19 protein-coding genes are annotated in these 24095 nt (G+C 72.3%); 5 read left to right on the forward strand and 14 right to left on the reverse strand.

Annotated elements, in window-relative coordinates:
- Window positions 1-17: 17 nt before the first annotated feature.
- On the forward strand, window positions 18-1181 hold the full coding sequence (locus HD593_RS64615; protein ID WP_312903914.1) for a cytochrome P450: 1164 nt from the start codon (window positions 18-20) through the stop codon (window positions 1179-1181).
- Here the strand turns inward: HD593_RS64615 and HD593_RS34300 are convergent.
- The 5 genes from HD593_RS34300 to HD593_RS34320 all read right to left on the reverse strand — a co-directional run bounded on the left by HD593_RS34300 (window position 1101) and on the right by HD593_RS34320 (window position 8808).
- Window positions 1101-3278, reverse strand: a complete 2178-nt coding sequence (locus HD593_RS34300; RefSeq protein WP_185106088.1) for an alkaline phosphatase family protein — start codon at window positions 3276-3278, stop codon at window positions 1101-1103. The two genes, HD593_RS64615 and HD593_RS34300, sit on opposite strands and share 81 nt — an antisense overlap.
- A gap of 68 nt (window positions 3279-3346) precedes the next feature.
- Complete coding sequence (locus HD593_RS34305; protein WP_185106089.1) at window positions 3347-5614, reverse strand: hypothetical protein; 2268 nt, start codon at window positions 5612-5614, stop codon at window positions 3347-3349.
- Between the two features lie 63 nt (window positions 5615-5677).
- Window positions 5678-6532 carry a sugar ABC transporter permease gene (locus HD593_RS34310; RefSeq protein WP_185106090.1) on the reverse strand — a complete coding sequence of 285 codons (855 nt, stop codon included), beginning with the start codon at window positions 6530-6532 and terminating at the stop codon, window positions 5678-5680.
- Window positions 6526-7515: a carbohydrate ABC transporter permease gene (locus tag HD593_RS34315; RefSeq protein WP_185106091.1), complete on the reverse strand. Its 990-nt coding sequence runs from the start codon at window positions 7513-7515 to the stop codon at window positions 6526-6528. Before HD593_RS34315 ends, HD593_RS34310 begins: the two co-directional genes overlap by 7 nt.
- 3 nt (window positions 7516-7518) lie before the next feature.
- Entirely contained in the window at window positions 7519-8808 is a 1290-nt protein-coding gene (locus HD593_RS34320; RefSeq protein WP_185106092.1) for an extracellular solute-binding protein, read from the reverse strand.
- Window positions 8809-9182: 374 nt separating this feature from the next.
- On the opposite strand from HD593_RS34320, the gene pulA reads away from it, so the two are divergent.
- Together pulA and HD593_RS34330 are read left to right on the forward strand one after the other, a co-directional pair.
- On the forward strand, window positions 9183-12635 hold the full coding sequence (gene pulA, locus HD593_RS34325; RefSeq protein ID WP_312903916.1) for a pullulanase-type alpha-1,6-glucosidase: 3453 nt from the start codon (window positions 9183-9185) through the stop codon (window positions 12633-12635).
- 151 nt (window positions 12636-12786) lie between these two features.
- Entirely contained in the window at window positions 12787-13437 is a 651-nt protein-coding gene (locus tag HD593_RS34330; RefSeq protein ID WP_246546858.1) for a hypothetical protein, read from the forward strand.
- Window positions 13438-13456: 19 nt separating this feature from the next.
- Here HD593_RS34330 and HD593_RS34335 read toward each other — a convergent pair whose 3' ends face one another.
- The gene (locus HD593_RS34335; protein ID WP_185106093.1) at window positions 13457-13624 is read right to left on the reverse strand and encodes a hypothetical protein; all 168 of its coding nucleotides are present in this window, start codon (window positions 13622-13624) and stop codon (window positions 13457-13459) included.
- Between the two features lie 248 nt (window positions 13625-13872).
- Between HD593_RS34335 and HD593_RS34340 the strand changes: the two genes are divergently transcribed.
- A complete protein-coding gene (locus HD593_RS34340) occupies window positions 13873-14595 on the forward strand; it encodes a VIT1/CCC1 transporter family protein (protein WP_185106094.1) in 723 nt (240 codons plus the stop codon).
- On the opposite strand, the gene HD593_RS34345 is transcribed toward HD593_RS34340, so the two are convergent.
- The 5 genes from HD593_RS34345 to pgi are packed head-to-tail and all read right to left on the reverse strand — an operon-like array spanning window position 14596 to window position 19158.
- Window positions 14596-15156: a LysE family translocator gene (locus HD593_RS34345; protein ID WP_246546860.1), complete on the reverse strand. Its 561-nt coding sequence runs from the start codon at window positions 15154-15156 to the stop codon at window positions 14596-14598.
- Window positions 15157-15206: 50 nt separating this feature from the next.
- Entirely contained in the window at window positions 15207-15746 is a 540-nt protein-coding gene (locus tag HD593_RS34350) for a cupin domain-containing protein (RefSeq protein WP_185106096.1), read from the reverse strand.
- 7 nt (window positions 15747-15753) lie between these two features.
- Window positions 15754-16107 carry a GerW family sporulation protein gene (locus tag HD593_RS34355; protein WP_185106097.1) on the reverse strand — a complete coding sequence of 118 codons (354 nt, stop codon included), beginning with the start codon at window positions 16105-16107 and terminating at the stop codon, window positions 15754-15756.
- A gap of 50 nt (window positions 16108-16157) precedes the next feature.
- A complete protein-coding gene (gene zwf, locus HD593_RS34360; protein WP_185112302.1) occupies window positions 16158-17525 on the reverse strand; it encodes a glucose-6-phosphate dehydrogenase in 1368 nt (455 codons plus the stop codon).
- A gap of 1 nt (window position 17526) precedes the next feature.
- Window positions 17527-19158 (reverse strand): glucose-6-phosphate isomerase, encoded by a 1632-nt coding sequence (gene pgi, locus HD593_RS34365; protein ID WP_185106098.1) that lies wholly within the window; start codon window positions 19156-19158, stop codon window positions 17527-17529.
- A gap of 239 nt (window positions 19159-19397) precedes the next feature.
- Between pgi and HD593_RS34370 the strand changes: the two genes are divergently transcribed.
- Window positions 19398-21704 carry a phosphoketolase family protein gene (locus HD593_RS34370; RefSeq protein ID WP_185106099.1) on the forward strand — a complete coding sequence of 769 codons (2307 nt, stop codon included), beginning with the start codon at window positions 19398-19400 and terminating at the stop codon, window positions 21702-21704.
- A gap of 14 nt (window positions 21705-21718) precedes the next feature.
- On the opposite strand, the gene HD593_RS34375 is transcribed toward HD593_RS34370, so the two are convergent.
- From HD593_RS34375 to HD593_RS34385, 3 genes are all read right to left on the reverse strand, one after another.
- The gene (locus tag HD593_RS34375) at window positions 21719-22717 is read right to left on the reverse strand and encodes a PAS domain-containing sensor histidine kinase (RefSeq protein ID WP_246546862.1); all 999 of its coding nucleotides are present in this window, start codon (window positions 22715-22717) and stop codon (window positions 21719-21721) included.
- 187 nt (window positions 22718-22904) lie between these two features.
- Complete coding sequence (locus HD593_RS34380) at window positions 22905-23270, reverse strand: ATP-binding protein (protein WP_185106101.1); 366 nt, start codon at window positions 23268-23270, stop codon at window positions 22905-22907.
- Between the two features lie 149 nt (window positions 23271-23419).
- Window positions 23420-24064, reverse strand: a complete 645-nt coding sequence (locus HD593_RS34385) for a response regulator transcription factor (RefSeq protein WP_185106102.1) — start codon at window positions 24062-24064, stop codon at window positions 23420-23422.
- Window positions 24065-24095 lie beyond the last annotated feature (31 nt).

Below are 24095 nucleotides of genomic sequence, written 5' to 3' on the forward strand. Positions count from 1 at the left end.
GTTTCAGGATGGGGGACGTGGATCGAGAGGCGCTCTACCGCGACCCGTATCCCGTCTACGCCAGGGCCCGTGCCGCCCCCGGCCTGACGTTCGTCGAGGAGCTGGACGCCTGGCTGGTGGCCCGCCACGCCGACGTGCGCGAGGTGCTGAGCAGGCCGGGCGACTTCTCCTCCCGGGGCGCGCTCCGCCCCGACGTGCTGCCGGGCCCGCGCGCGTTCGCCGAGCTGGCGGGCGCGCCCGGCGGCGCCCCGGTGGTGCTGAGCGCGGACGGTGAGGCCCACGCCCGCTACCGCAGGCCGCTGACCAGGGGCCTGTCACCCGCCAGGGTGGCGGCCGCGCTCCCCTTCGTACGGTCCACGGCGGCCGGCCTGATCGCCTCGTTCGCGAAGGCGGGCCAGGTGAAGTGGATGTCCGCCTACGCCAGGCCGCTGCCCGCCACCGTCATCGGCCACCTGCTGGGCCTGGACCCGGCCGACGTGCCCGCCGCCGTCCGGGCCGGCCACCGCGCCGAGGACCTGCTGTTCACCCCGATGCCCGAGGACGACCAGGTCGCCGCCGCCCGCGAGGTGGCCGCCCTGCGACACCTGCTGGACGCCCACGCCCGCGCCCCGGGCACGGCCGAGACCCTCACCGGCGAGCTGACCCGCGCCCTGGACGACCGCGACGAGATCGTCTCCAACATCGAGAACCTCATGCTGGCCGGCCACCTCACCACGACGGCGCTGCTCGGCAGCACCGTGCACCACCTGCTGCGCGACCGCCGCCAGTGGGAGCTGCTGTGCGCCCGGCCCGAGCTCGTGCCCGCCGCGATCGAGGAGGCCGCCAGGTACGAGGCGCCGGTGCAGGGCTTCCGCCGCACCGTCACCCGGCCGCTGACGTTGTCGGGCACGAAGCTGGCCGAGGGCGACACCGTCTTCGTGTCGTTCGGCTCGGCGGGGCGGGACGCGACGGTGTCCGACCGGCCGGACACGTTCGACCTGGCCCGGGAGCCGGTGCGGCACCTGTCGTTCGGGCACGGGGTGCACGGCTGCCCGGGCTCGCTGCTGGCCCGCGAGCAGCTTACGATCACCCTGGAGCTGCTCGTCCGCGAGCTGCCCGGCCTACACCTCGCCGGCGAGGACGTCACCATGGCGGCCACGCTCATCCACCGCGCGCCCGAGCGGCTTCACCTCACCTGGTAGCCGCACCCCGGCGTGCAGCACCAGCGGCACGGCCAGTGCCACGGCCATGGACAGCACGGCCGTGCCGGAGTCGTTGACCAGCATGCCGACGACGCCGCTGGCCAGCGCGCCGACCAGCCCGGCCCGCAGCATGGGCGCCCGCGCGAACGCCCTGGGCACCAGGCCAGCGCTCACCTGCCCGGGCCGCAGCACCGCGAACACCAGGAACACCAGCCCGGCCAGCACGATCGGCATGAGGTTCGGCGAGAGCAGCGTGTGCAGCATGGCGCCCAGCTTGCGGCCGATCATGGGCCAGAACGTCCCGTCGAGCACCTGCCCCACGAACCTGCCCAGGTGCGTCTGCGACTGCGGCGGCCGCAGCCAGTCGAGCACGGCGATCACCGACACGGCCACCCCGCCCAGCATGCTGAACCCGGCCAGCTTCAGCAGCGACACCTTCCTGCCCGCCACCAGCAGCGCCGTCACGGCGATCCCCGGCGCGAACGCGATCACGCCGCCGAAGTCGCTGCCGACGCCCGGCCAGCCGGCCAGCAGCGTCGCGACCACGCCGAGGCCCGTCACCACGGCCACGGCCAGGCGCCTGCGCCCGGCGCGTACCAGGTGCTCGGCGGCCACGGCGGCGCCCATCAGCACGGACGTGGCCAGCAGCGCGAACGGGATGTTCGCCAGCCCGTAGTACCGCCCGCCGACCACGGCGGTGTATCCCATGAGCGCGTTGAACTGCAGGTTCGTCCCGGTCAGCAGGTCGCCGACGAGCACCGCGAAGTTGATCGCGCAGACCGCCGCCGGCGGGCCGAGCGGGTCGCGCCGCCACGGGCCGAGCAGCGCGATCGCGCTGAGCACCGCCGTGACCGCCAGCACGCACGCGATCAGGGTCGGGGGGATGGACGGGCTGCGGTCCCACGGCAGCAGGTTCACCACGTACGTCGAGACGGGCACGCAGGCCATCGCGATCGCGGCCACCCCGACGAAACCGAGCCTGCGCCGGCGGGAGAGCAGCACGTAGGACAGCACGTAGAAGGCGACCGTCAGGGTGGCGAACCCGGTGAAGAAGTAGCCGGTCATGCCGCGCACGGTGGTTCCGGCCAGGTCGGCCCGCACGAGGTCGGCCGAGCTGATCGGCTCCCCGAGCCGCCACGGCAGCCCGATCACGTTCGGGGGCGTGGTGATGCCGGCGGCGGTCAGGACGGTGGGGGTGATGTCGGGCAGCAGCACGATGTCGTCCCGCCGCGCCGAGTTCCCCCCGATCCGCGGCCCTGTCACCTCCTCCGGGCTCGCGGGTTGCGCGGCGGGTGCGGTGCCGGGGCGCTTCCACATGGCCACGCGCAGGTGCGGCGCGGAGCCGTGGTCGCCGATCCCGGCCAGCACGATCTCCGTGCCGGCGGGCAGCCGGTCCAGCGCCGCGCCGACCTCGGCGTCGGCCTGGCGGGCCAGGTCGCGCCGCCGCTCGGGCGGCAGCAGCTCCGCCTCCTGCGGCAGCCTGCCGTCCACCAGGTACGGCTGCGCGAGCGCGGCCACGTCCACGGCCAGCACCCGGCAGCGCGACCAGTCGCTCAGCCCGGCGGGGGTGGCGGCGTACAGATCGACCTCGCCCTCCTTGTCGGCCAGCGCGAGCGCCGCGCCCCTGCCGACGGCGGCCGTGCAGTGGCCGGCGGCGTGCACGGCGGCGCCGAGCGTGCCCGCGTTGGCGCCGTCCCGCGTGCCGAGCAGCTCGGCCATCCCCGGGACGACCGCGCCCTGCCCCCGGGCGGCCGGCTCGGGCGGGAGCCCGCAGCGCCGCCCCACGGCCGCGCGCACGCCGGACGACACGCTCAGCCACCCGTCGTACGGGCAGGTCACGGTGCCGACGGCCTTGACGGACAGGGACCCGAGCCCGCTCTGCCCGGCCAGCTCCCACAGCCGCGGCGTGTCGCGCGGATCGAGATCGCCCCACAACAGCCCGGGCACCCCGATGAACGCCACCCGCCCACCGGCACTCTCCCCAGCCCCGGCACCCAGCCCGGCACCGGCCCCAGCCTCCTGGTTCGCCGCGGCGGCGGTGGCCGGGCCCGGCCACCACAGACCCCCGGCCACCAGCAGCAGCAGTACCCACCTCACCGTCGAGCCCCCATCCGGATGCGGCGATCGATTCGGAACGCGGGCGCCACCCTACCCGCGCCGAGGGCTCAGGCGGCGGGTTTGACGATGATCAGCCGATCCAGCGCCGCGTCGTAGGCGGGATCGAGCCAGTACCCGGAGTGCCACCGCGTCTCGGGCAGCGGCTCCCCCGGTCCTGGCCGGGCCGGGTCCCAGCAGAACCGGTCCACCGCGTCCCGCTGCCCGCCGGCGAGGGGATCGACGCGCCGGAAGACGGGACCGCCGATGGGGTCGCTCAGCCGGTAGAGGTTGCACCAGCTCACCCGCTCCCGCACGGCGCCCAGCCCGGCGCCGCCGAAGTAGGCGGGGAAGTACGGCGCGTACAGGCGGCGCAGCGGCGACCCATGTGTCAGCAGCCGCACGCGCGCCCGCTGTCCCGGATCGAGCTGCAGCACCAGGGCGGCCACGATGACGCTGCCCTGGCTGTGTCCCGACAGCACGACCTGGTCGCGCTCGGTGGGGGCGAGCCGGCCGACGCGCGTCATCAGCTCGGGGACGACCCGTTCGGTGTAGCAGGGCGGCGACAGCGGATGGATGGCGCGCGGCCAGAACGTGCAGATGTCCCACAGGATCCCGACCGTCCTGCGCAACCGGGTGTCCCGGTACGTGCGCCGCCCCACCACCACCAGCGCCACCACGACGGCCACCATGACCCAGCTCCCGGCCGAGGCGAGCAGCCCGGCGAGCCCGCCGTCCGGGGTGAACAGCCGCAGCCGGTGGATCACGGTCACGGCGGCGGACCCGGCGACCCCGATCCCGGTGAGCACGCCCAGCACGAGCCCGGCACGGTCGGTGAGCGCGGCCAGCGCCCACGTGCGCGCGACCACCCGGGCGTCGTCGCGTTCCAGATAGTACGGCTTGAGCTCCGGCGCCAGCCGCCCCGCCACCGCCCGGCGGATCAGCCACAACACCACGGCCACGACGACGAGCCCGGCCAGCAGCAGCGGCACGAGCGCCGCCGTCCACCACACGGCCTCGTCGAGGAACAGCTTCCCGCCGACGGGCTGCTGCGAGGCCGGGTACGCGGGGACGCCGAAGAACGTGGCCGTCCAGAACAGCAGCCCGAGCGCCATGACGTTCGCACTGCCCACGGCCACCATCAGCACGACCCACGCGCCCATCCCACCCAGCGCCCGCCGCTCCGGCCCGCCCTGCCCGACGCCGGCCGCGCCCTGCTCACCGTCCGCTTCCCGCCGGTCCATGCGTGCCAGCACGGCCGTCGCCACCAGCAGGAACGCCGCCAGCCCGACCGTGGCCGCGTACTGGAACGTTCCAATCCCGACGCCGGGCAGCCACCACGCAGCGGTGCCCGCCACCCCGGTCGGCATCCCCGCCAGCGCCGCCCCGGCCGTGGCCAGGAACGCCACCGGCGCGGCCACCCGCAGCACGTGGCACGCGAACGTCAGCCACCAGGGCGCCCGCTGCCCGCCGTGCGGGTCCAGCCGCCGCGCGATGGACGGCAGCGCGGCGAGCACGGCGGCGGCGAGCATCACGCCCGCGTTGGCCACGGTCAGCGCGAGGCCGGTGGCCGTGCCCGCGAAGGGCGCCGACACGGCCACCGCGATGGAGCCGATCGAGAACGCCACGTGCACGACCCGCAGCCGCCACACCGGTGCCGCCCCGTGCCACAGCCTCGGCCTGGCCAGCAGCACCCCGTCCTGAGCCGCGACCTCGGGCGGCACCGTGCGCTCGTCCCGCAGCCAGGTGCGCCGCGCGAGCCACCACAGCAGCACCACGACCAGCAGCGGCACCAGCGCGGTGACGGCCAGCCGCTTGGACGGCTCGTCACCCCACAGCACCCCGAGCCAGCGCACCCACCCGGGCGCCGTGTCGTAGGTGCAGGCCCGCCCGGCCGCCGTGCACTGCCAGCCGACGAGGTCGACACTGGCCCGGGTGACGGCGCCGACGAGCGTGCCGGTGAGCAGCAGCGCGAACAGCCGCTGCGCCGCCTCGGTCACGTGCCGCAGCCGCACGCCCCGCGCGGGCCTGGGCAGCATGAAGTACGACAGGTTGGCCAGCGAGAACGGCAGCAGGAGCAGCCACAGCGCGATCGTGCGCCCGCCGGAGGTGAGGTTGCCCCACGCGTACGCCTCCCGGTGGCGCACGCCGGGCACGTCGGGATGGTCGCCGGACGGCCGGTCGCTCTCCCACCATCGCCGGTAGAACCCGGTGGTGCCGTCGCCCGCGACGAGCCGGGGGTGCGGGTGGCCGAGGGTGCCGGCCGGGGGCGTGCCGGAGACGCCGTGCACGCGGAGCTCCGTCACGCCCCCGCAGGTCTCGTCGAGGAATCCGTCCATGGGACCAGGATCCAGCGAAGACCACGATTACGCAAAGTGATTGTTCGATTACTCAAGGGTAGGTCACGCCTTCGTGGCGCCGGCCGTGAGCCCGGTGATCAGATGCCGCTGGACCAGCAGGAACACCACGCCCGCCGGGATGGCGATGAGCACCGCCGAGGCCGTCATCAACCCCCAGTCGGACCAGTGCTGGCCGATGAACTGCTGCAGCCCCACGCCCAGCGTGCGCTTGTCCTCCTGCGACATGAACACCGTGGCGTATCCGACCTCGCCCCAGGCGGTCATGAAGCAGTAGAACGCGGTCACCGCGATGCCGGGCCGCGACAGCGGCAGCACCACCCGCCAGAACGTGCCGAACGGCGTCAGCCCGTCGACCATCCCCGCCTGGTCGATCTCGATCGGCACGGTGTCGAAGTAGCTCTTCATCATCCAGGCGCAGAACGGCACCGCGATCGTCATGTACGCGATCACCAGGCCGGGGATCTGGTTCAGCAGCCCGAGCCCGGCCATCAGGTTGTACAGCGGCACGATGAGGATGGCCACCGGGAACATCTGGGTGACCAGCAGCAGCCACATCACCGACCGGTGCCCGGGGAAGCGGAACCGGCTGACCGCGTACCCGGTGGTGGCCGCCAGGAACACGCCCAGCACCATGGTCAGCCCGGCCGTCAGCACGCTGTTGAGCAGCCACCGCGGGAACTCGGTCTCCGTCAGCACGCGCGTGTAGTTGTCCAGCGAGGAGTCGTTGAAGAACTGCAGCTCCGTCGACAGCCAGCTGTCGCGCGGCTTGAGCGAGGTCAGCACCAGCCAGACGACGGGGAACAGGGAGACGGCGACGGCCAGCAGCAGCCCGGCGTGCAGGCCGATCGAGGCCAGCGGGCCGCGCTCGCCCCGCCCGCGCGTACGGGTGCTCACCATGGATCTCCTTGACTGCGCAGGGTACGGCGGTAGCCGACGGCCAGCACGACCAGCATGGCCAGGATGATCACTCCCCAGGCCGCCGAGCCGGAGTAGTTGCGGATCCCGGTGAACGCCTCGCGGAAGGCGTAGGTGACCAGGATCTCCGTCTCGCTGCCCGGCCCGCCCCGCGTGACCAGGAAGATGATGGGGAACATGTTGAACGTCCAGATCGTGCCCAGCAGCACGACCGTGCTGGACACCTGGCGCAGCCCGGGCAGCGTGATCGCCGTGAACCGCTGCCAGGCGCCCGCCCCGTCCACCTCGGCCGCCTCGTACAGCTCTGCCGGGATCGACTGCAGCCCGCCGAGCAGGGCGACCATCATGAACGGCACGCCGATCCACACGTTCACGGCGATCACCGCGATCTTCGCCGTGGTCGGGTCGTCCAGCCAGCCCACGCCGCCCAGCCCGGCCAGCCTGAGGAAGCCGTTGATCACGCCGTAGTCGCTGTTGTAGAGGTAGCGCCAGATGAAGGCGGCCACGAACGCGGGCACGGCCCACGGCAGGATCAGCAGCACCCGGTAGACCGAGCGGAAGCGCAGGCGGCGGTTGAGCATCACGGCCAGACCGAGGCCGATGCCGTAGTGCAGGGCGACGCAGACCGCCGTCCAGACCACGGTCCACAGCAGCTTGTCCCAGAACACGCCGCTGGTCAGGATCCGCGCGTAGTTCTCCAGGCCGACGAACTCGTAGGAGGCGGGGATGACGTTCACGCCGATGGTGCGGCCGATGTTGGCCTCGGTGGCGTCCGTCAGCGAGAGGTAGACGCCGCGGGCCAGCGGCCAGCCGATCAACACCAGCATCACCGCGAGCACGGGGGTGACCATCGCCCACGCGTACCAGTGGTTGCCGAACGAGCGCCGCAGCGGCCCGGGTCGTTCGCGGCGACGGCCGCGGGCGGACTCGCCCGCGGCCGTCACCCTACGGGTGGAGACCGTCACCGGTCAGCTCCAGTCCTTCATGATCCCGCGGTACTGCTCGTCGACCGCCTTGAGCATGTCCGCGGGCCCCGACTTGCCGCCGACCAGCGACTGGTAGCCCTCCAGCAGCGGCTGGAAGAGCTGCCCGCCCTCGGGGATCCAGGGGCGCGGCACCGCGGTGTCCATGATCGGCTTGAACACCGCGACGTCCGCGTTGCCCTGCACGTCGGGGTTGCTGTAGGCGGAGGTGCGGGTGGGCAGCAGGCTGATCTCCTTGGCGATCTTGGCCTGCGCCTCGGCCGTGGTCATGAACCGGACGAACTCGTAGGCGGCCGGGATGTTCTTGGAGCCGGCGTAGATGGCCAGGTTCCAGCCGCCCGTGGGGGCCGCCGCCTTGACCGAGCCGGCCGGGACCGGCGCGATGCCCAGGTTCTCCTTGTCCTGGAACTCCTTGCCCTGGTAGATCTCCGACAGCGCCCACGGCCCGTTGTAGATCATGGCCGCCTTGCCCTCCTTGAGCGCGGTCATGGCGTTGGCGTAGCTCTCGGTGGTGGCGGGCTTGGGCGCGGCGCCCGAGCTGATCAGGTCGGCCACGGTCTCCATGGCCTTCACGTTCGCCGGGGAGTTGACCACGATCTTCTTGTTGGCCACGTCGAGCAGGTCGCCGCCCTCGCCGTACATGAAGGGCAGCAGGAAGTAGGAGTCGACGTTCAGTGCCAGGCCGGCGGCGCCGGTCTTGGCCTTGACGTCGAGCGCGGTCTGCTTCAGCTCGGCGATGGTCTTCGGCGGCTCCTCGTGCCCGGCCTCCTTCAGCAGCCGCTTGTTGTAGATCAGCGCGAGCGTGTCGGTGACCTGCGGCACGGCGTACGTCTTGCCGTTGAACTTCGTGCTGCTCAGCGGGCCTGGCAGGAAGTCGTCAGGCTGGTCCACCGCGCGGGTGCCGTCCAGGGGCTGCAGGTAGCCCAGCGACGCGAACTGCGACGTCCACGCCACCTCCGACCTGATCACGTCGGGCGCGCCGGTCCCGGCCTGGGCGGCCGTCTGGAACTGGTTCTGCGCCTGGTCCGAGGGCACGTTCACATAGTTGACCTTGACCTGCGGATACTTCGCCTGGAACTCCTTGATCAACGCCTGGAACGTCGGCCCCTCGCTGTCGGGGCGCGTCGTGTCCCACCACGTCACCTCGCCGCTCACCTTCGACGGGTCGGAGACCTGGGCAGGCGGAGCGGCGGTCTCACCACCGCCGCCACCACAGGCGGAAACCGTCAGAACGAGTGCCGCAACGGCCGCCGCGGACGGTAAGAGTCGTCGCATGTCCTTCTCCTCACAGCTCGGTCGGAGGTCGGAGTAAGCCGGAGGTTACGCCGCCGTGACGCCGATCTCCAGATGGTGACGCAAGGATTCTGCAAGTTGTTACATGTTGCCTTCCAAGCCGGGATCCCCGCGTCCACCGGCGTTTCCGCTGGTGATGACCTTGGGGTCAGAGGTCGCTCTCCATGGTGAACCTCTCGAAGCCCCGCGTCAGCTCGCGCGTCCGCGACGGTGGAGTTTGCCTCATTTCAGTAATTTCCTGAAAGCATTGCAAAGATCGGGCGGGATGAGTATTTCCGGGCAACACCCTCGAAAACCTGTGGAGGCCGTGGTGGTCTGGCCGTTATCCCCGGCGCGGCACCGCCGACGACGGCCGCGTGCCGATCACCGCCGAGGTGCCCGGAACCGGGTTCGCCCAGGTGACGTTCGCCGCCAGGATCGGCGACGGGCCCTGGCGGCCCGTCGGCACCGACGACGCGCCCAACGGCCGCACGTTCCGCGTCTTCCACGACCTGCGGGACGTGCCCGCCGGGATGCCGCTCGCGTACAAGGCGATCGTGAAGGACGCGGCAGGCGCCGTCGCCTCGGCCGCGGCGGACGCGACAGCGGGCCCCGAGCCCGCCCCCGAGCAGCCCGGCACGGCGAACCGCGACTGGCTGGTGGTGCACTACCAGCGCGCCGACCACGACGGCTGGGGCCTGCACCTGTGGGGCGACGCGATCGCCGACGGCACGGCCACGGACTGGGCGAGCCCGCGCAGGCGGGACGGTGTGGACACCTTCGGCGCGTACTGGAGGGTTCCGCTGAAGAACGCGGAGCTCCCCCTCGACTACGTCATTCACCGCGGCGACACCAAGGATCCCGGCGCCGACCAGCACTTCACGCCCGCCGTGCAGCCGGAGGCGTACGCCGTGTCCGGCGCGCAGGCCGTCCACCCGACCAGGGCCGCGGCCGAGAACAGGGTCGTCCTGCATTACCGCCGCCCGGACGGGAACCATGACGGCTGGGGGCTGCACGTGTGGGGAGGCGCCGCGGAGCCCACCGACTGGGCCTCGCCGCTGCCGCCGGTACGCGCCGACGGCTTCGGGGCCGTGTTCGAGGTGCCGCTCGCCGAGGGGGCGAAGAGCCTGAGTTACATCATCCACAAGGGCGACGACAAGGATCTGCCCGCCGACCAGTCGCTCGACGTGTCCGCGTCTGGCCACGAGGTGTGGCGGCTGGCCGGCACCGAGGGGCTTGTGCTGCCGGTGCCCGCCGCCACGGCCGCGGACGCCGACCTGGGCAAGGCCAGGGCGCACTGGATCGACCGCGACACGGTGGCCTGGCAGGCCGAGCCGTCGCTGCGGCACTCCCTGGCCTTCAGCGACCGCGGCGGCATCGCCTACGAGAACGGCGACCTGACCGGTGACCTGCGGCTCATCCGGCTCGTGCCCGGCACGCTGAGCGAGGAGCAGCGGCGCCGGTGGCCGCACCTGGCCGCGTACCCGGCGCTGAAGGTGGACCCGCGCGACGCCGACCTCGTCCGCGACGCGCTGCGCGGCCAGGTCGTGGCCGTGGCGCGGGACGCCGCCGGCACGCTGGTGGCCGCGACCGGCGTGCAGATCCCCGGGGTGCTGGACGACCTGTACGCCAAGGCCGCCACCGCCACGCTCGGCCCGTCCGGGCAGGTCGTCCCCAGGCTCGCGCTCTGGGCGCCGACCGCGCGGAAGGTCGAGCTGGCCCTGTACGGCTCGACCGGCCGTACCATTCACCGGATGCGGCGCGACGACGAGAGCGGCGTGTGGTCGGTGCGCGGGCTGCCGACGTGGCTGGGGCGGGAGTATACGTACCTGGTCACGGTCTACTCCCCCAAGGCCGGCGAGGTCGTCACCAACGAGGTCACCGACCCGTACAGCCTGGACGTCACCCCCGACGGGGAGCGCAGCAGGCTCGTCAGCCTCGACGCCGCCGCGTACCGGCCACCCGGCTGGGACCGGCTGGCCAAGCCCGCCGCGGTGCCGCAGGACAGGGCCTCGATCTACGAGCTGCACGTGCGCGACTTCTCCGCCTCCGACGCCACCGTCCCCGCGGCGCTGCGCGGCACGTACGCGGCCTTCCAGCACGACGGCGCCGGCCTGCGCGAGCTGCGGGCGCTGGCCGCCGACGGGCTGACGCACGTGCACCTGCTGCCCGCGTTCGACTTCGCCACGGTGCCGGAGCGGGCGGCCGACCGCACGGAGCCGTCCTGCGACCTGGCGGCGCTGCCGCCCGACTCCGAGCAGCAGCAGGAGTGCGTGGCGCGCACGGCCGCGAAGGACTCCTTCAACTGGGGGTACGACCCGCTGCACTACACGGTGCCGGAGGGCTCGTACGCGACCAGGCCCGGCGAGCGGATCAAGGAGTTCCGCGGCATGGTCGCCGGGCTCAACCGGGCGGGGCTGCGCGTGGTCATGGACGTGGTCTACAACCACACGCACTCCACCGACGTGCTCGACCCGATCGTGCCCGGCTACTACCACCGGCTCCTCGACGACGGCACCGTGGCCACCTCCACCTGCTGCGCCAACACCGCGCCCGAGCACCTGATGATGGGCAAGCTCGTGGTGGACTCGGTCGTCACGTGGGCGAAGCAGTACAAGATCGACGGCTTCCGCTTCGACCTCATGGGCCACCACCCGAAGGCGAACCTGCTCGCCGTCCGCCGGGCCCTCGACGAGCTGACCCTGGCCGACGACGGCGTGGACGGCAAGTCGATCATCCTGTACGGCGAGGGCTGGAACTTCGGCGAGGTGGCCGACGGCGCCCGCTTCGAGCAGGCCACGCAGGCGAACCTGGCCGGCACCGGCATCGGCACGTTCACCGACCGGCTGCGGGACGCGGTGCGCGGCGGCACCCCGTTCGACGCCGACCCGCGCGTGCAGGGCTTCGGCTCCGGGCTGGCCGGGGCGCCCAACGGCTCCCCCGCCAACGGCACCGCCGAGCAACAGCGGGCCCGCCTGGCGAACTACTCCGACCTGATCAGGATCGGCCTGACCGGGAACCTGCGCGACTACGTGCTGCCGTCCGGCAGGAAGGGCTCGGAGATCGACTACAACGGCTCGCCCGCCGGGTACACCGCCGCTCCGGGTGAGGCGGTGACGTACGTGGACGCGCACGACAACGAGACGCTGTTCGACGCGCTGGCGTACAAGCTGCCGCAGGACACGCCGATGGCGGACCGGGTGCGCATGCAGGCGTTGTCGCTGGCCACGGCGGTGCTGTCGCAGGGGACGACGTTCGTGCACGCGGGCACCGAGCGGCTGCGCTCGAAGTCGCTCGACCGCAACTCCTACGACTCGGGCGACTGGTTCAACCGGTTGTTGTGGGACTGCGCGCAGGGCAACGGCTTCGGCGCCGGCCTGCCGCCCCGGGCGGACAACGAGGCCAAGTGGCCCTACGCCCGCCCGCTGCTCGCCGACCCGGCGCTGCGGCCCGGCTGCGCGGACATCGACGCCGCCCGCGCGCGGTACGGGGAGCTGCTGCGGATCAGGGCGTCGTCACCGGCGTTCGCGCTGGGGACGCTGGAGGAGGTGCAGCGGCGGCTGTCGTTCCCGGACTCGGCGGAGGGCGTCATCACCATGCACGTGGACACCGAGGGGCTCGACCCGCGCTGGAGGTCGGTCACGGTCGTCTTCAACGCGACCCCGGCGGAGCACACGCAGGCGATGCCGTCGCCGGCGGGCCGGGAGGTGGCGCTGCACCCCGTACAGGCGGGCTCGGCCGACCCGGTCGTCCGCACGGCGTCGGCCGACCGGGCCACGGGCACGCTGACCGTCCCGGCCCGCACGGTCGCGGTCTTCGTGGGCGTGTGAGTGTGACGCGGGCGGGTAGGGGGAACGCTCATCAAGAACACCCCGCATCACTGGCATTGAGCCGCACTCCGGCGCAGACTGGATGAACGGCGCTGGAGCGACGGCGATCGCGTGGAGCAGTGGAGCACCCGTGGACAATCACCTTGATCACATGCCGGTCCTTTCCCGCGGCAGGCATCGCAACCCGAAGCGCGGCGCCTGCTTCATGGAGCTGGCCTCCTACCTGGCCGGGGAGCGCTGGAGCGACCATCCGGCCTGCACGCACCCGCTGCTGGCCGCGCTCGCCCGCCTGGTGAACGACAACACCAGCGACGAGAGCCGGGCCAAGCTCGTCCGGCTGGTGCCCTCCATCATCGGCCTGGCCAGCGACGACCTGCGCGTGGACGCGCACATCGCGCTACGCTGCGCCACCACCGCCCTGCCGGTGGCGGCGGCCGAGCGGCAGCTCGCGCTCGCGGTCTCGGTGCTGGCGGCGGAGGAGATGCTGGCCCGCCTCGACGGCGCCCCTTCGGGGCGGATGAGCGAGCGCAGCCGGCGCGCGATGGAGGAGGTGCCGCACGCGGCCGAGCAGGCCAGGCGCTTCAGCCGGGCCGCCCGGATCACGGAGAAGGGCTTCCGCCGGTACGCGGCGCCGAACGCGGTGCAGCTGGCGGTGGTGGGGATCGTGCAGGCGTGCATCGCCGATCCGGACGCGCTGCTGCGTACGCTGCTGGAGGAGACGATCGCGGAGTGCGACGCGCTGATCCACGGCACGCCGCAGCCCGCCGACGCCCCGGCCGTCACGGCCCCGGCACACGCCTGACCTCCCGGACCGCCGCTGCTCAGGATCTGCGGCGGCGGCCGGTCAGGATCGCGGGGTCGAAGGAGACCGGGAACGGCTGGGTCAAGGTGAGGGTTTCGCCCGCCTTGGCTGCGGTGGCCAGCTCGTAACGACCCTCGTGCAGGCGGAACACCTCGGCCCCGGGAGCTCCGTCGCCCTCGATCTCCACGCGGATGACGGTGGGGATGCCGGCTGCGGGCCTCGCACGCCATGACCCCTCACGGCCATACGCGTTCGCGTGATCACATCGAGTGACGCGACGACATTACCATCGCTTGAACCCCGAGCTACTACTCAAAGCGAACACATATTCACACACCGCAACCCATTGCAGGTCAGGCAAGCCTTTCCTTCGTTGCGAACCTCTGTTCGGATATGCCAAATTTGAAGAGAGAGATCCGTAATTTGGAGGATTTGATGACCATCGAGCTTGTCCGCCCGGAATCCCCAGAACAGCACCACAGCCACCGCGACGTCACCGGCGGCTGGCTGCGGCCGGCGGTGTTCGGCGCGATGGACGGGCTGGTCTCCAACTTCGCGCTGATCGCCGGGGTCGTCGGCGCGGCAGGGGCGGGCCAGGGTGCGGTGCTGGCCGGGTTCGCCGGGTTGATCGCCGGGGCATGCTCGATGGCCGCCGGTGAGTACACCTCCGTGAAGTCGCAGACCGAGCTGATGCGCGCCGAGATCGCCGTCGAGCGGCGGGAGCTGGCCAGGAACCCCGTGGGCGAGCAGGCCGAGCTGGCGGCGCTCTACCGGTCTCGCGGGCTGGACGCCGAGCTGGCCGAGCGGGTGGCCGCGGGGTTGTCGGCCGATCCGGAGCAGGCGTTGCGGGTGCACGTGCGCGAGGAGCTCGGCGTGGACGTCGACGACCTGCCCTCCCCGTACGTGGCCGCCGCGTCGTCGTTCGGCGCGTTCGCCGCCGGGGCGCTGGTGCCGCTGGTGCCGTTCCTGTTCGGGGCGTCCGGGCTGATGGTGGCGCTGGTGCTGAGCGTGGTGGCGTTGTTCGGGTTCGGGGCCGCCGTGGCGGTGATGACGGCGCGGCCGTGGTGGCTGGGCGGGCTGCGCCAGCTCGCCCTGGGCGTGGGGGCGGCCACCGTCACGTTCGGGCTGGGGCACCTGCTCGGCGTCACCGTCTCCTAGTCACGGGCGGGTGAACGCCAGCAGGACGCCGAAGCAGATGAGGACGACACCCGCCAGGCCGTCCACCACCCTGCGGACGATCGGTACGGCGAACACCTCATGGAGGAGGCCCACGAGGTTCGCCACCAGCAGGAACCACGCGACCGTGCCCGCCAGCGCCACCACGCCGAGCGCCGGCGCATCGGCTCCGCCGCCGAGGAACTGCGGCACGAGGGCCGCGTAGAACAGCGCCGCCATCGGGTTGAGCACGGTCGCCAGGAGCCCCTCGGTGAACGCCGCCCACGAGCCGCGCCGCCCGTCAGGTTCGGGGACGCCCGGCCGCAGGGCCTCGCTCCCGCGCCAGGCCGCCCACAGCGACCTGATCCCGAGGTAGAACAGGTACGCGGCCCCGGCCACCTGCACCACGGTGAACGAGGTGGCCAAGAGCGCTCCGACGTCGGCGACAGCCACCACCAAGGCGAACGACGCCACCGCGATACCCGCCGCGGCCGCCATGCCGGGCCCGCGCCCTGAGACAGCCGAGCGGCGCACCACCACCGCGAGGCCCGGGTCGGGCGTCATCACCCCATACAGGACGATTGCACCGAAAGCCGCGACCTGTGCCATAGCCGTCATTGCCCCCATCTTACGAGCACGCGGCCCTCAGGGATCAACGCCGACCGCTCCCACGTCCAGGTCGGCACCGTGATCACCTCGGCGTCGCGGTCGAGCGGGATCGGCGTGTCGAGCAGGGCGGAGTGCGGGGTGAGCGGCAGGCCACCGCGCGGGATGACGACGCTCTCCAGGGGCGTGCGCTGGGCCGGGCCGTCGGGTTCGTCCCGATCGCTGCGGACCCAGGTCGCCTGGCCCGAGAAGGCGGTGAACGCCAGCGCGCCGTGCGGGGCGGCGCTCGAGTGGCGCAGCGTGCCGGCGGGCAGCCAGCCGTGCTGCCCCGGCAGGTAGGTGATGCCCGAGACGTGCAGCTCGCCCGACAACACCACGAACTCCTCCCCGGCCAGGTAGTGGCCGCGTTCGGGCCGTACCCAGCCGGGAGGGAAGCGGACGAGGGTGGCCGGGCCGCCCAGCCTCGCCAGCCGTACCGGCAGGTTGGAGCCGGGGACCAGGAAGGGATGTCCGGGCAGCTCGGCGTCGTCGAGCAGATCGATGAGCACGGGAGTGTCAGCGCCTGCGGCGCCGCTTCTTGAAGATGGTCCGCAGGGTCAGCAGCAGCACGACCGCCACGAACTGACCTCCGATGACGATGCGGTTGACGTCGACGGCGGGCCGCCACAGGACGTCGCCGTCCTTGAGCACGAACACGCCGGCCGGCGAGGCGCCGAAGCCGAAGCCGCCGCCGCTGCCTCCTCCCTCCTCGCCCTTCTCGCTCTTACCCTGGCCCTGGCCTCCGCCGCCCCCTTGGGCGACCTTGGCGACGGGGATGACGACGACGTCACCGTGCTGGATCGGCTCGCCGAAGACGCGCTTGACGGTCGCGGCGTCCTTCGACTGTTCCACCAGTTCCATGATGTCCATCTCCCCATCGTCACCCCGCGACGCCGCCCCGTCGACAGGGCGGCCGCCGGTCAGTCGAACGTCGTGGAGATCTCGTGCCACCCGCCCGGCGCGATCTCCGCCGCCGCCACGGGACCCCACGACCCCCGCTCGTACGGCAGCGGCGCCTCGTCCAGGCCGAGCACCGGCTGCACGATCCGCCACGACTCCTCCACCAGGTCGAACCTGGCGAACCTGCGCGGATCGCCGCTGACCGCGTCGAGCAGGATGCGCTCGTAGGCGGCCTCCATCGGCCCGAGCACCTTGGTGAAGTCGACGCTGACCGGCACCGGCCGGGCGTGCATCTTGCCCGGCTCCTTGGCCAGCAGGTCGAACGTCACCCCGGCGTCGGGCTGCAGCCGGAACCGGATGAGGTTGGGGCTGTCGGGCGCGTCACCGTTGGCGAACATGGTCACCGGCGGCCGGCGCAGCTCGGCGACGACCTCCAGGTCGGTGGTCGGCAGGGCCTTGCCGGAGCGGATGCACCAGGGCACCCCGGCCCAGCGCCAGTTGTCGATGTAGGCGCGCAGGGCGACGTAGGTCTCCGTGGTGGAGCCGGGGCGCACGCCGTCGGTGTCGAGGTAGCCGGTGTACTGGCCGCGTACGACGTCGGCGGGGTCGATGGCCTGGACCGCGCGCAGCACCCGCCACTTCTCGTCGAGCTGGGCCCGGGCGTCGGTGGACGGCGGCGGGTCCATCGCGAGGATGGCCAGGAGCTGCAGCAGGTGGTTCTGCACCACGTCGCGGACGGTGCCGTTGGCGTCGTAGAAGGCGCCGCGGTCGCGCACGTCGAAGTCCTCGGCCATGGTGATCTGCACGCTGCGGATGAAGGACCGGTTCCAGATGGGCTCCAGCAGCATGTTGGCGAACCGGAACACCATCAGGTCCTCGACCGGCTCCTTGCCCAGGAAGTGGTCGACGCGGCGCAGGTGGTCCTCGTCGAAGTGGCGCAGCAGCGCGTTGTTCAGCTCGCGCGCCGAGCCGAGGTCGTGCCCGAACGGCTTCTCCACCACCAGCCGCGCGTCGCGGTTGAGACCGGCCCCGGCCAGCCCCTCGGCGACGGCGGCGAACAGCGCGGGCGGCACCGCCAGGTAGTGCGTGAGGAAGCCCTTGCCCGCGGTCTCCTCGCGCAGCCGCTCGAACGTGGCGGGGTCGCGGTAGTCGCCCGCCACCAGCCGCAGGTTGCCCGCCAGCTTCTCGAACGCCGCGTCGCGCACGCCGCCGCACGCCTCGCGGGCGTGCTCGCGCAGCCCGTCGAGGTCGAGGTCGGTCTTGGCCACGCCGATGACCGGCAGGTCGAGCCGGCTGTCCGCCGTCAGGCGGTAGAGCGCGGGCAGCAACATCTTGCGCGCGAGGTCGCCCGTGACGCCGAACAGGACGAGCGCGCCCGCCTGCTCCATCTCAGGCACGCCTTCCGCGCAGCTCCCGGTACCTGCGGATGAGCTGCTCCGTCGAGGTGTCGGGGAAGGTGGCGGGCGGCTCGTCGGAGGTCAGCGCGGGCGCGAGGTCGAGCGCCATCTTCTTGCCCAACTCGACGCCCCACTGGTCGAAGGAGTCGACGCCCCAGATGGTGCCCTCGACGAACACGATGTGCTCGTAGAGCGCGACGAGCTGGCCCAGCGTGGACGGGGTGAGCTTGGGCGCGAGGATGGTGGAGGTGGGGCGGTTGCCCGGCATCACCTTGTGCGGCACGATCTCGGGCGCGGTGCCCTCGGCGGCGATCTCCTCGGCGGTCTTGCCGAACGCCAGCGCCGTGGTCTGGGCGAAGAGGTTGGCCGCGAGCTGGTCGTGCATGCCCTCGCGGTCGTCGTGGGGCTCGGCGAAGCCGATGAAGTCGGCCGGCACGAGCCGGGTGCCCTGGTGCAGGAGCTGGTAGAAGGCGTGCTGGCCGTTGGTGCCCGGCTCGCCCCAGAAGATCTCGCCGGTCCTGGCCGTGACCGGGGTGCCGTCGGCGCGCACGGACTTGCCGTTGGACTCCATCGTGAGCTGCTGCAGGTAGGCGGGGAAGCGGTGCAGCCGCTGGCTGTAGGGCAGGACGGCGCGGGTCTCGGCGCCGAAGAAGTCGGTGTACCAGATGCCGAGCAGGGCCATCAGCACCGGCATGTTGGCCTCGAACGGGGCCGTGCGGAAGTGCTCGTCGATGGTGTGGAAGCCGGCCAGCATCTCGCGGAACCGCTCGGGCCCGATGGCGATCATCAGGGACAGGCCGATGGCGCCGTCGTAGGAGTAGCGGCCGCCCACCCAGTCCCAGAAGCCGAACATGTTGTCGGTGTCGATGCCGAACTCGGCGACCTTGGCGGCGTTGGTGGAAACGGCCACGAAGTGCTTGGAGACGGCGTCCTCGCCGAGCGCCTCGACCAGCCAGCGGCGCGCGACCCTGGCGTTGGTGAGCGTCTCCAGCGTGGTGAAGGTCTTGGAGCTGACCACGAACAGCGTGGTCGCGGGGTCGAGGCCGGCGAGGTTGCCGGTGATGTCGGCCGGGTCGATGTTGGAGACGAACCTGGCCGCGATGCCGGCGTCGGCGTAGTCGCGCAGCGCCTCGTAGGCCATGGCGGGGCCGAGGTCGGAGCCGCCGATGCCGATGTTGACGACGGTCTCGATCGGCTTGCCGGTGGCGCCCCTCCACTCCTTCGACCGCACCCGGTCGGAGAAGGCGCTCATCTTGTCGAGCACGGCGTGCACGTCGGCCACGACGTCCTGGCCGTCCACGACCAGCTCGGCGTCGCGCGGCAGGCGCAGCGCGACGTGCAGGACGGCGCGGTCCTCGCTGACGTTGATGTGCTCGCCGGAGAACATGGCCGCGATGCGCTCGCGCAGCCCCGCCCGCTCGGCCAGCGCGGTGAGCAGGCCGATGGTCTCCTGCGTGGCGCGGTGCTTGGCGTAGTCGAGGTAGAGGTCGCCGGCGGTCGCCGTCATGCGCCGCGCCCGGCCCGGATCCTCCGCGAACAGCTCGCGCAGATGCCTGCCCGCCAGCTCCTCGTGGTGCTTGCCCAGGGCCGCCCACTCCTGGCTCTGGGTGATGTCGCCGTTCACGCCGTTCCTCCTCGCGTCGCCAACCCGATCATGCCTGGTTCCATCGTCCCGTAACTGCCTACCCCCCGCCGTTGATTCCGCGCATGGCGGAGCGATGTCTTTAGACGCTCAGTGGGATTCGCGGCCCGCGTGGCCGCGGCTGCGGATCATGGACGATCCGGATCGGAGGAACACCCCTCGCGGCAGGTTCGGCACCCCGTTGGGGATTCATCCCGCCCTGTCGAGGAATCAGCAGGGGCATGGACCACATCGACGCGTACTGGCGGGCGGCGAACTACCTGTCCGTCGGGCAGATCTACCTGCTGGACAATCCCCTGCTCACCGAGCCGCTGCGGCCGGAGCACATCAAGCCGCGCCTGCTCGGCCACTGGGGTACGACGCCGGGCCTGAACTTCTGCTTCGCGCACCTCAACCGGGTGATCCGCGAGCGGGACCAGGACATGATCTACATCGCGGGCCCCGGTCACGGCGGCCCCGCGGCGGTGGCCCACGCGTGGCTGGAGGGCTCGTACACCGAGCGCTATCCCGACGTGTCACAGGACGTGGAGGGCATGCGGCGGCTGTTCCGGCAGTTCTCCTTCCCCGGCGGCGTGCCGAGCCACGTCGCGCCGGAGACCCCCGGCTCCATTCACGAGGGCGGCGAGCTGGGCTACGCGCTGGCGCACGCGTACGGCGCCGCCTTCGACAACCCCGACCTGGTCGTGGCCTGCATCATCGGCGACGGCGAGGCCGAGACCGGCCCCCTGGCCGCGAGCTGGCACTCCAACAAGTTCCTGGACCGCCGCCGCGACGGGACGGTGCTGCCCATCCTGCACCTCAACGGCTACAAGATCGCCAACCCGACCGTCCTGGCCCGCATCCCCACCGGCGAGCTGATCAAGCTCATGGAGGGGTACGGTTACCGCCCCCACCTCGTCGGCGCCGACCACGAGGAGATGGCGGGCGCGCTGGACACCGCGTTCGAGGAGCTGGCCGCGTACAAGGCGGGCGACGCCGCCCGCCTCCCGATGATCATCCTGCGGACGCCGAAGGGCTGGACCGGGCCGAAGGAGGTGGACGGCAAGCCGGTCGAGGGCACGTGGCGGGCCCACCAGGTGCCGCTGCCCACGGTCAGGGAGAACGCCGGCCACCTGGCCATGCTGGAGGAGTGGATGCGCTCGTACCGGCCGGAGGAGCTGTTCGGCCCGGACGGCAGGCCGGTCGCGGACGTGCTGGCCACGGTGCCGCGCGGCGAGCGCAGGATGAGCGCCAACCCGCACACCAACGGCGGCGAGCTGCTGGAGCCGCTGCGCCTGCCGGACTTCCGCCGGCTCGCGGTGGAGGTCAAGGCGCCGGCCGCGCAGTCGAGCGAGCCGACGCGGGTGCTGGGCGGGTTCCTGCGGGACGTGATCGCCGCCAACCCCCGGACGTTCCGGCTGATGGGGCCGGACGAGACGGCCTCGAACCGGCTGTCGGAGGTGTTCGAGGTCACCGACAAGGCCTGGGACGCCGAGACCCTGCCCACGGACGAGAACCTGGGCGAGGGCGGCCGGGTCATGGAGGTGCTGAGCGAGCACCTGTGCCAGGGCTGGCTGGAGGGCTACCTGCTGACCGGGCGGCACGGGCTGTTCAACTGCTACGAGGCGTTCATCCACATCGTGGACGCCATGTTCAACCAGCACGCCAAGTGGCTGGAGTCGTCGCAGAAGATCTCGTGGCGGCGGCCGGTGGCGTCGCTGACGTACCTGCTGTCGTCGCACGTGTGGCGGCAGGACCACAACGGCTTCAGCCACCAGGACCCGGGCTTCCTCGACGTGGTCGTGAACAAGAAGGCGTCGGTGGTGCGGGTCTACCTGCCGCCGGACGCGAACACGCTGCTGTCGGTGGCCGACCACTGCCTGCGTTCCAGGGACTACGTGAACGTGATCGTGGCCGGCAAGCAGCCGGTGCTCGACCTGTTCACCATGGACGAGGCCATCGCGCACAACACGCGCGGGATCGGCATCCTGCCGTGGGCCTCCACCGACGAGGGCACCGAGCCGGACGTGGTGCTGGCCTGCGCGGGGGACGTGCCGACCCTGGAGACGCTGGCCGCCGCCGCGCTGCTGCGCGAGCACCTGCCCGAGCTGAGGGTCCGCGTCGTGAACGTGGTCGACCTGATGAAGCTGCAACCGCCGTCGGAGCATCCGCACGGCATGCCGGACGCCGAGTTCGACACGCTGTTCACCACGGACAGGCCGATCATCTTCAACTTCCACGGCTACCCGTCCCTCATCCACCAGCTCGCCTACCGGCGGCACGGCCACGCCCACCTCCACGTGCGCGGGTACAAGGAGGAGGGCACGACCACGACGCCGTTCGACATGTGCATGCTGAACGACATCGACCGCTTCCACCTGGTCATGGACGTGATCGACCGGGTTCCCGGGCTCGGCAGCAAGGCCGCGCACCTGCGGCAGCGGATGAGCGACGAGCGGCTGCGCGCCCGCGCGCACACCCGGGACCACGGCGAGGACCCCGCCGACATCAGGTCGTGGACGTGGCCGGGCGGCGTGTCCGCCTCGTGAGCATGGGTGGCCGGTCACCCCCGGGGCACGGCGGGGACCCAGAACTCCACCGTCGTGCCCGCGCCCGGCGGGCCGTCGATCGTCCACCAGCCGCCCGCCGCCTCGGCCCGCTCCCGCATCTCGGCCAGCCCGTAGTGCATCGCCTCGCCGTCCTTGGCGGCCAGGCCGGAGCCGTCGTCCCTGACGCGGACGTGCACGCCCCGGTCGAGCGAGGCCAGCTCCACGCTGACCCGGCTCGCCCCCGCGTGCCTGCGCACGTTCGCCAGCGCCTCCTGGCAGATGCGGTAGACGGTCACGACGGCCTCGTACGGCGGCTCGGCGTCCAGGCGGTGGCTCAGCTCGACGGCCACGCCGGCGGCCGGCATCGTCTCCCGCAGGTAGGCGTCCAGGCTGGGGATCAGGCCGTCGCCCGGCGGGCGCAGGTCGAAGGCCAGCTCGCGCAGGCGGCGTACGGCGGCGTCCACGGCGTCGTCGAGCGCCCGCACCGTGCGGGCGTACTCCTCGGGCAGCTCCCGCTCCCACATCCGCAGCCGCATGCCGACGGTGACCATGGCCTGGATCGTGTCGTCGTGCACGTCGGAGGCGATCCGCCTGCGCTCGCGCTCCTGCGCCTGGACCAGGCGGGACAGCAGCATGCCGCGCTCGTCCAGGGCTCTGGCCAGGCTGCGCGGCTCGGTCAGGTCGCGCGTCACCTTGCCGAATCCGCGCAGCTCGCCGCTCTCGTCGTACAGGGCGGTGATGACGACGCCGGCCCAGAACCGGGTGCCGTCCTTGCGGACCCGCCAGCCCTCCTCCTCCCACCGGCCTTCGGTGGCGGCCTCCCGCAGGCCGGCGGCGGGCCTGCCCTCCGCCACGGCCTCGGGCGGGTAGAACACGGAGAAGTGGGTGCCCACGATCTCGTCGGCGGTGTAGCCCTTGATGCGTTCCGCCCCGATGTTCCAGCTCACGATCACGCCGCGAGGGTCGAGCATGAAGATGGCGTAGTCGCGGATGCTCTGGACCAGCAGCCGCATATCCTCCTGCGGTTGGTCATGCTCGGGCATACCGCAGCCTTGCACGACATGACCGTAGCGCCAAACCCGATCAAGCCCTGGCCCGGGCCGCTTCGCCCTCTCCAGGCTTCGCTGGGGCTCCGGTTTCGCTGGGGCTCCGGTTTCGCTGGGGCTCCGGTTTCGCTGGGGCTCCGGTTTCGCTGGGGCTTCAGGCTTCGCTGGGGCTCGGTTGCACCGGGGCGAGCCGCGCGGCCAGCTCGCACCACACCACCTTGCCGCTCTCACCGGGCGAGATGCCCCAGCCGGTGGACAGCAGCCGTACGACGTGCAGCCCCCAGCCGCTCAGCGGGCCGGGCTCGCGGGTCTCCGGGAGCGCCACCCCGGTGTCGCCCACCTCGATCCGCACCCGCGACGCGCCGGCTCTCACCCTCAGCGCCGGCGGGCCGTCCCCGTGCACGAGCGCGTTCGTCACCAACTCGGAGACCACCAGCAGGACGTCCTCGTGACGCCCCTGGTAGCCGCACTCCCTCAGGACCGTTCCCGCCAGGCGGCGCGCCACCGTGATACTGCCCATTTCCTCTGGCAGATGAGTGTCCACCTGGTAACGCTCGGCCTCCTCACTTTCCACGCACTCTACTCTCGGGGAGTCTTGTGGCTGGTCACGAGACGCAAGCGCTCCAGGCCATGTGATGCACCTGTGGGACCTGTCCTGGTGCAGATGCGTCAGTCGAGCAGCCCGTCCCGCCGGGCCAGCGCCACCGCCTCCAGCTTGGAGCGGGCGCCCAGCTTCTCCAGGACGTGCTGGACGTGGTTGCGCGCCGTGTTGCGGGCCACGCCCAGACGGTCGCTGATCTCGTACGTGCTGGCGCCCTCGGCCAGGAGCAGCAGCGTCTCGCGCTCGCGGGCGGTCAGCGCGGACCCCACATGCCCGGCGCGGCCGGTCAGCCGGTCGAGCACGCCGGGCAGCAGCCCGGGCGCGAACACCACCCCGCCGGCGGCCACCTCCCGCACGGCCGACTCCAGCTCGCCCAGCCGCGACGACTTCACCACCAGCCCGGCCCCGCCCGCCGCCACCACCCGGGCGGCCACGGAGGCCGTCGCCTCCCCGGTCAGCACCAGCACCCGCGCCCTGGGCGCCACCGCCGCCAGCCGCCCAATCGCCGCCACGCCGTCGCCGTCGGGCAGCCTGCGATCGAGCACGACCACATCGGGCTGGCACCTGCCGGTATCGGCCAGCGCGGCCGCGATCGTGCCCGACTGGGCGACCACCTCGAGATCGGGCGCCCTGCCCAGAGCCAGGCCGATGGCTTCCGCGACCATGGCGTGATCTTCCACGAGAACCAGCCGGATCGGAGGGGCGGTCGGCATGGTGCGTATATCCCTTTGTGGTGTCGCCAGC

This window comes from Nonomuraea rubra, assembly GCF_014207985.1.
GTDB classification, from domain to species: Bacteria; Actinomycetota; Actinomycetes; order Streptosporangiales; family Streptosporangiaceae; genus Nonomuraea; species Nonomuraea rubra.